The following is a 12,495-nucleotide window of genomic DNA, read 5'->3' as shown; positions in this document are numbered from 1 at the left end:
CAAACTCCTGGAAAGATACGACAGTGGATTCGAAATTCGGCGACAGGATCATGATCGCGGTGCTCGCCATCGGCTTTTTCATATGCACAGCCTATGAACTGACCAGCGATCACAGGAACAAAAACAATCCGCCTGAAGTCGCTCACAGCCAGACACAGCCATAGTGGGGCAACGTCCCGGAGCGTTATGTCCGTCATCTTGACCTGGAAGTAAGCTTCAACCGCTCCCAAGCTGACTAAATACAGCCGAGGCAACTATCAATCTTTCCTATAATACTTCCTAATCATCTTAAAATTATATAGATTAGCGCAGCGGCGGCCGGGATGTTCTCGGATTCCCCCGGGTTCCTTCCATTTCATATGCCAGATGCCCGCCAACTCGGCCGGCCTGATCTTTGCGATAGACTCGATAGATCCTTTGGGAGAGGGAAAATGTGGAAATTGACGTCTTCAATGACAGCTATCGTACACCGTGAACGAAGGGTTTCGTCGGGCAGCGTGCTGTTGCATGCGTTTTTCATAACGTCTGTCCTTGCCGGCGCGGCCATTGCCCAGCAGCCGACCGAGGAGCAGCGCAGTGCGATCCGTTCGGCCTGCCGCTCGGACTTCATTGCGCAATGTTCCAGCGTGAAGCCCGGTGGCATCGAGGCACTGAATTGCCTGAAAGAGCACGACGCATCGCTGTCGCCGGCCTGCAAGCAAGCCATCTCGGCCATAGGCGCCAAGAAGTCCAGCTCTGCGGCACCGACGACGACACAGCCAGCGACAGCCGCAACATCTGCTCCGGCTGCAGGAGCCATGTCTGCGCAGGCCCCGACGCAGGCGCAAAAGAGCGCCATCAAGTCGAATTGCCGGAACGATTTTATGGCGCAATGTTCGGGCGTAACGCCTGGCGGACAGGAAGCCCTATCCTGTCTGCAGGCGCACAGCACTTCACTGTCGCCGGCATGCAAGCAGTCGGTCGCCGCATTGGGTGGAGCGGGAACTGCGGCAGGTGGCGGCGCAGTGGCGACCGCACCGGCGCAAGCCGCCCCTCCTGCGATGCATAATTTCTCTCCACGGGAAGAGCTGATCGTCATGCGCCGGTCCTGTGGCCCAGATTTCAGGGCACTGTGCCGTGCGGTTCCGCTGGGTGGCGGCCGCGGCATCGCGTGCCTGAAGGAAAACTTTGCGCGCGTCTCGCCGGGATGCCAGAGAATTCTGACCTCGGGCCTATAGACCGCCTCAGCATCCTACCGAAATGATGATGGCAAACCGCCTAATTGACATTGGCGGCCTGCTCGACCTTTACGGTCCCGGACCGCCGCCTCCGGTATTCCTCAAGGCGTTGCAGCACCACATAGAACGAGGGGACGAACAGGACCGCAAGGCAGGTCGAGGCGATCATGCCGCTGAAGACCGAAATGCCGATGGATTTGCGGGCCGAGGCGCCAGCGCCGCTAGCGAGCACGAGCGGCAGCACGCCAAGAATGAAGGCAAAGGAAGTCATCAGGATCGGCCGGAAACGCAGGCGGGCCGCCTCGACCGCGGCATCCAGGATTTCCATCCCCTCCTCCCGTTTTTCGCGCGCATATTCCACGATCAGAATGGCGTTCTTCGACGCGAGCGCAATCAGGAGAATGAGGCCGATCTGGGTATAGAGATTGTTGGCGACACCCAGCGAGGTCAATGCGCCCACCGTTCCCAGAAGGGCAAGCGGCACGGCAAGCAGGACTGCCAGGGGCAGGATCCAGCTCTCATATTGACCCGCGAGCACGAAATAGACCAGCAGCATTGCAAGGGCGAAGATAAAATAGATCTGCCCGCCGACGATCTTTTCCTGATAGGACAGCGCCGTCCATTCATAGCCCGTGCCCGGCGGAAGCGTTCGGTCGGCGATCTGCTCCATGATATCGAGCGCCTGGCCGGAGCTGAAGCCTTGAGCCGCGCCGCCGACAATGGTGGCTGTTGGATAGAGATTGTAGAGGCTGATCAGGGACGGACCTTGCTCGATCGAGACATCGAGAACGGTTCCGAGCGGCACCATCGTGCCGTCGCCGGCCTTGACCTTGTAGTTGCGGATATCATCCGGCCTGACGCGAAAATCGGATGCCGCCTGAATGTAGACCTGGAAGGTGCGCCCGAACTTGTTGAATTGGGTTACATAACTGGAGCCGACATAGCTCGACAAAGCCGAGAAAACCTGGCCGACCGTGATGCCGAGCTTTTCCGCCTTGATACGATCGACGGCTACGGAGAGTTGCGGCACGGTCGCGCGGAAGGATGTGCTCAGCCGCTGCAGCGATGATTGGGCATTGCCGCTCTTGACGATCGTATCTGCCAGGGATTGCAGCAGCGGATAATCGAAATCGCCATTCTTGATCAGGACTTGCATCGTGAAGCCATTGGCGTTGCCGATGCCCTGGATCGGTGGAGGCACGACCACAAGGGTCTTGGCGCTCAAGACAACCTGCAGCGATTGATTGAGGTGTTCATATATCGACAACAGGTCCTGCCCTTTCACCTTGCCGCGCTCGCCCCAGTCTTTGAGAACCACGTAGGCAACGCCGGCATTCTGAAGGCTGGCGTTGTTGTCGAGGATGGAGATGCCGCTGATCGTCAGCACTTGGTCGACCCCCGGCGTCGCCTGCGCGATCTTGCCGACCTGCGACATGACGGCGTCGGTCCGCTCCTTCGAGGCGCCATCCGGCAATTGGGCGGCAATCAGGACATAGCCCTGATCCTCGACCGGCAGGAAGGCAGTCGGCAGGCGCGTAAGCCCCCAAACGGCAACGCCAATCAGGGCCAGCCCAACCAGGACGATGATGGCGCTGTGATGAACCATTCCGCTGATCAGCCCGGTATAGTGCCGTTCCGCCCAGGCATAGCCCCTGTTGAAACCACGATAGAAGACGTTGCGCCTCTCCGGCGGCACCGGCGGCCTTAGCCAGAGGGCGCATTGGGTGGGTTTCAGCGTCATCGCGTTGATCGCGCTGATCAGAGCAGTCGCCGCAATCACCAGGGCGAACTGCTTATAGAGCTGACCGGTCAAGCCAGGCAGAAACGCGGCTGGAAGGAACACCGCCATCAGGACGAGCGTAATGCCGATGACAGGCCCGAAAAGCTCGTCCATCGCCTTCTCGGCCGCCTCCCTGCCGGACATGCCTTCCTCGATGTGGCGAGCGACCCCTTCGACAATCACGATCGCGTCGTCGACGACGATGCCGATGGCAAGAACGATGGCAAAGAGCGTGGAGAGGTTGACCGTGAACCCCAGCGCCGCCATGGCTGCGAAAGCGCCGATGATCGTGACGGGCACCGTTGTGGCGGGGACGAGCATTGCGCGCCAATCCTGAAGGAAGATCAGGATGACGATGAGAACAAGAACGCCGGCTTCGATCAACGTCATATAGACCTCGTTGATCGAGGCTTTGACGAATTTTGTCGTATCGAAGGGGATTTCGTAGGTAAGTCCCTGCGGAAAGCCCTTGGCGAGTTCCGCCATTTTTGTTCTGACTTCCTGGGCTACCGTGATTGCATTTGCTTCCGGCAACTGTGAAACGCCAATGCCCGTCGCCGGATTGCCATTCTGCATGAAGGACTGGCTGTAGGTCTGGGCCCCCAGCTCGACACGGCCGATGTCGCGCACCCGGGTTACGCGGCCGCCCTGCTGCGGGTCGACCTTGAGGATGATGTTCTCATAATCCGGAGCGTCGTTCAGTCGCCCGTTGATGTTCAGCGTATACTGAAAATCCTGCCCCTTCGGCACCGGCGGAGTTCCGACCTGACCGGCGGCGACTTCCTGGCTCTGCTGCTGGACGACATTGATGACATCCTGTGGGGTCAGGCCTCGCGCCTGCAGCAGGTTCGGATCCATCCAGATCCGCATCGCATATTGACCGGCACCGAAGACGGTCACATTGCCGACGCCTGGAAGGCGCGCCAGCTCGTTCTGCAGATTGATGACCGCATAATTGGAGAGAAACAGGCTGTCGTAGCGGGCGTCAGGCGAGGTCAGGGTGACGAAACCGAGGATCGCGGTCGACTTCTTCTGGGTCGTGACGCCCTGAACCTGCACCGCATCCGGCAGCGACGACATCGCAATCGCCACCCGGTTCTGGACCAGAACCTGAGCCTGATCCGGATCCGTGCCGATCGCGAAAGTGACGATCAGGGAATATGTACCGTCGCTGGCGCTTGTCGACTGCATGTAGAGCATGTTCTGCACGCCATTGACCTGCTGCTCGATTGGCAGCGCGACGGTATTGATGAGCGTCTTGGCGCTGGCGCCCGGAAAACGCGTCGTGACCTGCACCGTGGGCGGAACAACATTCGGATATTGCGCGACGGGCAGCTGGAAGAGCGCAACCGCACCGATGAGCACGAAGACCAACGCCAGAACGTTGGCGAGCACCGGCCGTTCGATGAAGAAGCGCGAAATCATACTGTTGCCTCCGGTGTTCGGATGAAGACGGTAGCGAAATCACTATTGGGAGGCGGTCGTGGCGGTAGTGCCCGATGCGTCTGCGGTGACAGAATTCATGTCTGACTTTTCAGGCGCGACCTTGCTGCCGGGGATCGCCTGCTGAATGCCATGTGTCACGACCCACTCGTCGGCATCGAGACCGGATATAATCACCCGCAGAGCACCTTCCTTCTGCCCGGTCTTCACCTGTCTCTGCTCGACCACGTCGTCCTTGCCGAGCACCAGCAGGTAATTGCCCTGCTGGTTGGTGCCGAGTGCGTCGTCCCGCACCAGAAGCGCCTTGTCATCGTGGCCAACCGGCACGCGCACCCTGACGAACATCCCCGGAAGCATGGCACGGTTCTTGTTGTCGAAGAGTGCCCGGACCTGGAGCGTGCCGGTAGATGAATCGATCTGCGGCGAGACATAATCGAGATGCCCCTTGTGCGGATAGCCGTCCTCGTTTTGCAGCCCGATTTCTGCTGGTATCTTTGGAAGATCTAGCTGCGAGAGCGTGGAATGTTGCTTGGCGAGACTGGCTTTGATCGCAAGCACCTGCGTTTCGCTGACGCTGAAATAGGCATAGAGCGGATCCATCTGAACGATGGTCGCAAGTTGCGTCGGGCCGGAGACACCGACCAGCGCGCCGACATCGACAAGATGATTGGTCATCGTCCCGTCGAAAGGCGCCACGACCTGTGTGTACCCCAAATTGATCTCTGCCAATTCGACACTCGCCTGGGCGTTGGCGATGGTGGCATTTGCCTGATCGAGCGTCGCCTTGGCGCTATCAACCGCTGTCTGGGTCGTCACGTTCTGCCTCAGCAGGTTGACCTGCCGGTCATATTCCTGCTTGGCGCCGACCTGAGATGCCTGAGAGGAAGCAAGGGTCGCCTTCGCCTGGTCCAGCTGTGCCTGATATGTATTTCTCTGGATTCCGAAAAGCTGCGTGCCCTTCGTAACCGCTGTACCATCCTGATAGTCGATGGATTCGATAAAGCCCTGGACCCGCGCCTCGATATCGACAGAGTTGATGGCAGCGGTGTTGCCGGTCAGTTCGAAATATTGCGTCACGGGCTGTTGCAGCGGCTGCGCCACCATCACTTTGGGCGGCGGCGGCGGCGCATATGTGTTGCCGCTCCCCTCGCAGGCGACGAGAAATGCGACGCTGAACAGCGCGAGAAAAACCTGCGGGCATTGACGACACGTTCCACGCATTCTGCAGCCCCCTCGACATGCCTACGTGATCCAGTCCCATGCGCACCTTGCCTCGCCATACAGCTTTAAGATCAAGGTAGCGGCAATATGAAGCGCCATTGCCGAAAATTGCAATAACCCACGGAATGCAATTCGTATGAACAATCGACCTTTTTCGCCGGCAGATTCCATCAATCGTTCGACGAACAGGATGGTCGGCGTCTCAACTCTGAAAGATAAGCAGCAGATAAGAGACGAAAAGCACGAGATGGATCGCGCCCTGCATGAGGTGAGTGCGGCCGCTGGCAAAGGTGATGATGCTGACTGCAAGAGTGAGCAAAAGCATCACCAGATCGCTGTGTTCCAGCCCCAATGTCACGGGATGCCCATAGAGATGGCTGATGGCGAGCATGGCAGGCACGGTCAGTCCAATGGTCGAAAGCACGGAGCCTAGAAAGATATTGATCGAGCGCTGCAGATGATTGGCAATGGAGGCCCGCACTGCGCTGATCGCCTCCGGCGTCGCCACCAGCACGGCCATGACGACACCCCCGAATGCGGCGGGAGCGTGCAGGGTTTCGATGACATAGTCGATCGGCAGTGCCAATTGCTCGACCAAATAGACGACAGGCAACATATAGGCGAATAGCAGCACCGCGTGCAGCCATATCGGCTCGGGCGCCGGCATGCGTTCCGGCGCGTTATGATATTCTTCCGCTTCCGTGAAATAGTCGTGTTGACGACCTGTCTGAAGCACCAGGAACGTGCAGTAAAGGCCAACGGAAATAACACCCAGCACGAATTGCCTTGGAGCGGAGGGATGCTGCCCGCCTTCGGCATAGAGAAAGCTGGGCAGAACCAGAGTTAGGGTCGCGAGCGGCACGATAACGCCAAGATAAGCGTTGGCGCCTTGGAGATTATGGTGCTGCTCAGGCCGCCGCCAAGCGCCAAGCAGCAGGGATAGGCCAACCATGCCGTTGAGAATGATCATGACGACGGCGAAAAGCGTGTCCCGTGCTAGCGTCGGATTGTTGTCGCCGTGGAGCATCACCGCGGAAATGGCCATAACCTCGATCGAGGTGACAGCGAGCGTCAGGATCAAGGTGCCATAGGGCTCACCCAGCCGCTCGGCAAGATGATCCGCATGTCGCACGACGGAAAGTGCGGAACCAAGCACGGCGCTGAAAAGCCAAAGAAAGATAAACGCAAACCAGACCGGTTGGGACAAATGCTGAAACAGCCGCCCTTCAAAGGCAAAAAAGGCCAGGCTGGTGAGGACGCTGACGCCCAGGAACCATTCCTCGCGTACAAGACGACCGATATTACCAGGGTGTATGACAGCAGTATCAGCCATCGAACCAACATCCGCCCGCAACTGCCAAAAAAGCGATGATCACCGCACGTCCCCCATCAGATGGCTTGATCTGATCTGCCTGACGCGCATGTTGCCGGAAATCAACCTGAAATGTCTAGCCTGCTCTCATCAGGTCGCCTTTTTCCGCCTCAGAAATCGGGAACATCTGGATTGCGCGCCATCAACCACATGGCGATCGCTATTCTCTCATATTTCGCCTATCCAGCGCATTCCATTCGACATCTCTTATGAACGGATGTATGCTTTTTCCAGTTCATTTCGACTTGCTGACCACGGATGAACTGGCAGCAGGGCTCAAATGAAAGAAGAAGGTCGGGCTTGCCCGGCCTTTTTCAGTTTTGGCTTCCGGGCCTTATGCCACCGCTTCCGAAATTTTTGCTTTCGGCAGGGAGCGCGCAACAGCAGTCAGAATATCCGTCTGGGAAATGAGGCCGATCACGTGGCGCTCCGCATCGACGATGATGACTGCATGCGTTCGGCCGTCCGTCAGCACCGGTAGCAATCCGAGAGCCGGGTCGTTCGCGGAGGCACTGGCGGCCGGCGAAAGATGATCACTGACACGGCCGTGACCATCGGAAAGTTCTCTAAGGCCGACGGTTCCGAGTAACCGGCCGGTGCTATCCTTGACCGGAAGCGTTCGAATATTGTGCTTCAACAGAAGCGAGCGCGCTTCATCGCTTGGCGTCTCCTGCCCGACCGATACGATATCGCGGGACATGATATCGCTGCAAAGAATATCCCCATGAGACCGGATTGCGGCCTGTAGCTCGACCTGATGCAGCACGCGGGAGAGATCGCCGCGGTCTATGTCGAACGTCTCGTCGAGCGCGGCGAGCGCCATATCAATATCTTCTTCCCGAAAACCCACCCTCTCGGCTGATGGGGGATCCTGAGTCCGATGCGTATTGACGGCTGCAGCCAGCGCGACATGCGGATATTGCCGCCTTGCGAGTTTGTGGAACAGCAGGCCGAGGGCAACCAGAATGCAGGAGTTGAGCCCCACCGGCACCAGAGGGAAAAGTATCCCCCAACTCGCTACCGCCGGCCCTCCAAGCACTGCCGTCAGGGCAGCCGCGCCGCCTGGAGGGTGCAGGGAACGTGTAAACGTCATAGCGCCGATTGCCAATGATACGCCAACGCCAATCGCCAGGATTGGTTCATGGATGAAATACGCTGCAATGACACCCATCAGCGCAGATATCGTGTTGCCGCCGATGATGGACCATGGTTGCGCCAGCGGACTAGCCGGCACTGCGAACAGCAACACCGCGGAAGCGCCAATAGGCGCCACGATCAGCGGGAGAGCCGGCCCCTGACCGAAAAGATAGCCACAGATCGTGCCCGTCAGGGCAATGCCGATGAGCGCGCCGAGACACGCAAGCAGGCGTTCGCGCAATGTTGCGCCGGCAAGCATCGGGTGAAACAGCCGAAGATGACGGCTCGGGGCGGAAGAGGGTTCTGTGGATTTCGACATCGGGACCAAAAGCGCGGCAACAGGCCGTATTGACGATTGAAGGCTTCAGTCGAAGCCGCCTCTCCAGAGTTAAAGGCGACAGCAGGAATCCCCGGTCTTCAGTGAAGACCGATCGCTGGCTGAAGCAGATGACAGGGCACGAGATATGCGACGCTCCAACCGATATGGCAAGAACGTCGCTACCCACTTATGGCCAATTCGGCGAAATCCGTTTCAATCTTCTCCTGATGTCAGGTCACCGAGGCTCGGTGATGAAGAGATCCTTGTATTGCCGCGGCTGGGAACGAAGATATTGATTGGGCGCATGAACCTGTCCGCCCAGTTCGGCAGCGGCGTGCCACGGCCAATGCGGATCGTAGAGGATCCCTCGGGCCAGCGCGATCAGATCTGCATCCCCGGTCGAGATGATTGCTTCTGCCTGCTCGAACTCGGTGATGAGCCCGACGGCAACGATCGGGATGCTGACGGCGGCCTTGACCGCACGAGCGAGCGGCACCTGATAGCTTGGCCCGATCGGGATCTGTTGAGCAGGATGCAGCCCTCCGCTCGAAACGTGGATCGCGTCGCAGCCATGGGCTTCCAGCCGGGTAGCAAACTCGATCGTCTGCTCCGCATCCCAACCGCCTTCGACCCAATCGGTGGCCGAGACGCGCATGGTCACCGCCTTATCAGCAGGGAAAGCGGCGCGAACCGCGTCAAACACTTCCAGCGGAAAACGCATGCGGTTCTCGAGGCTGCCGCCATATTCATCGTCGCGGCGGTTCGACAGCGGCGAAAGAAACTGGTGAAGGAGATAGCCATGTGCAGCGTGAAGCTGGATGAAGCCCAGCCCAAGCCGCGCGGCGCGGACTGCAGACGCTGCGAAAGCATCCCGAACGCGCCGGAGGCCATCCAGGTTCAAATCCATCGGTGCAAAATAGCCATCCGCAAAGGGAATTCCTGATGGCGCCTCGGTCTCCCAACCATGCGGATCTTCGGGAGAATACTGCCCGCTGCCCGTCCAGGGCACCAGCGTTGAGGCCTTGCGGCCGGCGTGGCTGAGCTGAATTCCGATCGGCATATCCGACCACCGCCGAATGCTCTCAAGAACCCGACCCATCGCAGCTTCGGTCTCGTCGTTCCACAGCCCGACATCCGCATAGGTGATGCGGCCTTCCGGAAGGACGGCGGTTGCTTCGATCGTCAGCAGCGCAGCGCCCGAGAGCGCGAGCTGGCCGAGATGGATCAGATGCCAGTCCGTCATGCATCCGTTTTCGGCCGAATATTGACACATGGGCGCAATCACGATGCGGTTCGGCAGGGTGAGATTGCGAACGTTAAATGGTTTGAACAAAGCGGGCTGTGCCATGGCGAACTATCCTTATGCAGTGCAGCGAAAAGAAGCGATCCGTAAATGTCTCACGCGGCCCGGCTCGAAAAGCCAGGCATGAAGCCAACGGCAGTTTAGGACCGTGACCTTGAGAATCTCAAGTATGTCTCTCATGGCCCGAAGCAGCCGCAAACGCCAGCCACGGCCGCAGCCATTCACGAAAGCTTGCGCGCTCAATCTCGCAAATTCCGCCTTCAGAGACTTCTGACGATCCTGACGGGCACTCCCTTATATGCTGGCGTTCCGGATTTCCGGTCATAGTGCCCGAGAGAGACCACGCTGTTCATCTCCGGATAGTATCCGGCAACCGCGCCTTGGGGAATATTGTAAGCCACCGCCGTGAAGCGACGCGCAGCCTTCCGGGGCCTGTCGACATCACTTTCATAATAGGCAGCTTCGACGTCGATGACGTCGCCATCGGCGAGACCTCGGGCTGCGAGATCGTCCCTGTTCATGAAGATGACATCGCGCCTTCCGAATACCCCGCGATAGCGATCGTCCAGTCCATAGACCGTCGTATTATACTGATCATGGCTGCGGATCGTCGTCATCACGAGAACATTTGGATCCTTGATCCTTGGATCTTCATCCAAGCCCGGCGCAAGCAGGAAATTCGCCTTCCCTGTCTCAGTATTCCACCTGCGGTCAGAGGCCGCCACATCGAGCCGGAACCCGCCATGCACCCGCACGCGTTTGTTGAAATCGTGGAAGTCGGGAAACACGACTTCGATCTTTTCCCGGATCCTGTCGTAGTTTGCGATCAGTCCGTCCCAGTCGATGCCATATCGATCACCGAGCGTAGCCTTGGCAATGCCGGCGATGATGGCGGGTTCGGATTTGAGCTGGTCGCTCGGGGGCTTAAGGAAGCCGCGCGATGCGTGAACCATCGACATGGAATCTTCAACCGTAATCGCCTGCGGTCCCGATGCCTGGGTATCGAGATCGGTGCGGCCGAGAACCGGCAGGATCAGGGACGTCTTGGCAGTCAGGAGGTGAGAACGATTCAGTTTCGTTGCGAGATGGACTGCAAGATCCAGTTTGCGCATCGCCGCAAAGGTCACATCGGGATCCGACATTGCCACTGCAAGATTGCCACCAAGACAGATAAGCGCTTTCGAACGTCCCTCGCTAATAGCTTCGATGGCTTCTATCGCATTGTGTCCCTTGGTCGCCGAAGGCCGAAATCCGAAGGCGCGCTCCATGCCGTCAATCAGCGCGTCGTTGGGAATCTCGGTAATGCCGACCGTCCGGTCTCCCTGAACGTTCGAATGGCCGCGGATCGGTGCGATGCCGGCACCCTGTCTGCCGATATTGCCGCGCAGCATCAGCAAGTTCGCGACCTGCTGGACGTTCGCCGTGCCGTTGCTGTGTTGGGTAAGCCCCATGCCATAGCAGACGATGACGTTCTTCGCATTGAGATAGACGTCGACGGCGCTTTCGATCGCATCGCGCGTCAGCCCCGAAACAGCCAATATTGCAGCCCAGTCGGTGGCTTCCACATCGGCTTTGAGCGCATCGATGCCGACCGTGTGTTCTGCGATGAAATCCCGGTCGAGAACCCCCTTCCCTCCGGCCGCGATGTCTGCGGCATCACGCTCGAAGATCGACTTCATCAGGCCTTTGAGCGCCGCGAGATCACCGCCGGCTCTGACCTGATGATAGGCCGAGGCAATCGGCGTCGAGGACAGCGTCACCATTTCCACCGGATTCTGCGGCGCGGCAAACCTTTCAAGCGCGCGCTCCTTCAGCGGATTGAACACGATGATCGGGACGCCTCGCCGGGACGCCTCATGCAGCGTCGTCATCATGCGGGGGTGATTTGTTCCGGGATTGTGGCCGAAGCTGAAGATCGCGTCCGCGTGGTCGAAATCCTCAAGCGTAACGGTGCCTTTGCCCACACCGATCGACAGTGGCAGCCCGACGCTCGTGGCCTCATGGCACATGTTGGAGCAATCGGGAAAATTGTTGGTGCCATAGGCCCGTACGAAGGTCTGAAAGAGGAAAGCGGCCTCGTTGGACGCCCTGCCCGATGTGTAAAACTCTGCCATATCAGGATCAGGCAGATTGCGGAGCTGCTCCCCGATGATCTCGAAGGCCGCGCTCCATTCAATCGCCTCGTAGCGGTCGGCTTTCGCATTATAGATCAGCGGATGCGTCAGACGGCCCTGATCTTCAAGCTTGTGGTCGATCCATTGCCAGAGTTCGCTCACGGTATGTGCTTCGAAGAAATCCAGGCCGACACGCTTGGCAGTTGATTCCCATGTAATGGCCTTGGCGCCGTTTTCGCAGAACTCGAAGGAAGAGGTGTGCTTCGGGTCGGGCCACGCGCAGCCCGGACAGTCGAAGCCTTCGGGCTGGTTGGCCTTGAGAAGCGTGGCGGTTCCCTGAGCGATCACCTGCTGGTGCGCCAGCGTCTTGGCGACGGCACGCAACGCACCCCAACCGCCGGCAGGCTCGTTATAGTCTTCAATACCTTCAGGTCTCTTCACGGTCATCGCAGCTACTCCAGTTGTTGGTGATCGCCTGGTATGTTGCCAAGAAATTTTGAAAGGGTAGATGTGCAAGACACGAGCTTACTCTAATGGTCACGCAGAGGCGAGACGCGATACGTCGATCGCGATCCTGTTGGAAAGCTGC

The 12,495-nt window shown here is 58.7% G+C and carries 8 protein-coding genes; 2 read left to right on the top strand and 6 right to left on the bottom strand.

Annotated elements, in window-relative coordinates; all coding sequences use genetic code 11:
* The first annotated feature begins 23 nt into the window (after nucleotides 1-23).
* Together DTW90_RS37170 and DTW90_RS20695 are read left to right on the top strand one after the other, a co-directional pair.
* Entirely contained in the window at nucleotides 24-164 is a 141-nt protein-coding gene (locus DTW90_RS37170; protein WP_165927834.1) for a hypothetical protein, read from the top strand.
* Nucleotides 165-452: 288 nt separating this feature from the next.
* Nucleotides 453-1,217 carry a cysteine rich repeat-containing protein gene (locus DTW90_RS20695; RefSeq protein ID WP_246664988.1) on the top strand — a complete coding sequence of 255 codons (765 nt, stop codon included), beginning with the start codon at nucleotides 453-455 and terminating at the stop codon, nucleotides 1,215-1,217.
* 40 nt (nucleotides 1,218-1,257) lie between these two features.
* Here DTW90_RS20695 and DTW90_RS20690 read toward each other — a convergent pair whose 3' ends face one another.
* The 6 genes from DTW90_RS20690 to DTW90_RS20665 form a co-directional block, all read right to left on the bottom strand.
* Entirely contained in the window at nucleotides 1,258-4,422 is a 3,165-nt protein-coding gene (locus DTW90_RS20690) for a multidrug efflux RND transporter permease subunit (protein ID WP_132523537.1), read from the bottom strand.
* A gap of 42 nt (nucleotides 4,423-4,464) precedes the next feature.
* Nucleotides 4,465-5,661 (bottom strand): efflux RND transporter periplasmic adaptor subunit, encoded by a 1,197-nt coding sequence (locus DTW90_RS20685; RefSeq protein WP_132523538.1) that lies wholly within the window; start codon nucleotides 5,659-5,661, stop codon nucleotides 4,465-4,467.
* A gap of 202 nt (nucleotides 5,662-5,863) precedes the next feature.
* Nucleotides 5,864-6,994: a calcium:proton antiporter gene (locus tag DTW90_RS20680; RefSeq protein WP_132523539.1), complete on the bottom strand. Its 1,131-nt coding sequence runs from the start codon at nucleotides 6,992-6,994 to the stop codon at nucleotides 5,864-5,866.
* A gap of 373 nt (nucleotides 6,995-7,367) precedes the next feature.
* Nucleotides 7,368-8,489 (bottom strand): HPP family protein, encoded by a 1,122-nt coding sequence (locus tag DTW90_RS20675; protein WP_132523540.1) that lies wholly within the window; start codon nucleotides 8,487-8,489, stop codon nucleotides 7,368-7,370.
* A gap of 235 nt (nucleotides 8,490-8,724) precedes the next feature.
* Entirely contained in the window at nucleotides 8,725-9,837 is a 1,113-nt protein-coding gene (locus DTW90_RS20670) for an NADH:flavin oxidoreductase/NADH oxidase (protein ID WP_132523541.1), read from the bottom strand.
* Nucleotides 9,838-10,052: 215 nt separating this feature from the next.
* Nucleotides 10,053-12,353 (bottom strand): FdhF/YdeP family oxidoreductase, encoded by a 2,301-nt coding sequence (locus DTW90_RS20665; protein ID WP_132523542.1) that lies wholly within the window; start codon nucleotides 12,351-12,353, stop codon nucleotides 10,053-10,055.
* Between the last annotated feature and the right edge of the window lie 142 nt (nucleotides 12,354-12,495).

Source organism: Neorhizobium sp. P12A, assembly GCF_008365395.1.
In the GTDB taxonomy this organism is placed as follows: Bacteria; Pseudomonadota; Alphaproteobacteria; order Rhizobiales; family Rhizobiaceae; genus Rhizobium.
This window is presented reverse-complemented; position numbering and strand designations above follow the sequence as displayed.

Excerpts from the sequence above, each read along its gene's own strand:
- DTW90_RS20695 (WP_246664988.1), top strand. The coding sequence starts at position 453 with ATGACAGCTATCGTACACCGTGAACGAAGGGTTTCGTCGGGCAGCGTG.
- DTW90_RS20690 (WP_132523537.1), bottom strand. The coding sequence starts at position 4,422 with ATGATTTCGCGCTTCTTCATCGAACGGCCGGTGCTCGCCAACGTTCTG.
- DTW90_RS20685 (WP_132523538.1), bottom strand. The coding sequence starts at position 5,661 with ATGCGTGGAACGTGTCGTCAATGCCCGCAGGTTTTTCTCGCGCTGTTC.
- DTW90_RS20680 (WP_132523539.1), bottom strand. The coding sequence starts at position 6,994 with ATGGCTGATACTGCTGTCATACACCCTGGTAATATCGGTCGTCTTGTA.
- DTW90_RS20675 (WP_132523540.1), bottom strand. The coding sequence starts at position 8,489 with ATGTCGAAATCCACAGAACCCTCTTCCGCCCCGAGCCGTCATCTTCGG.
- DTW90_RS20670 (WP_132523541.1), bottom strand. The coding sequence starts at position 9,837 with ATGGCACAGCCCGCTTTGTTCAAACCATTTAACGTTCGCAATCTCACC.
- DTW90_RS20665 (WP_132523542.1), bottom strand. The coding sequence starts at position 12,353 with ATGACCGTGAAGAGACCTGAAGGTATTGAAGACTATAACGAGCCTGCC.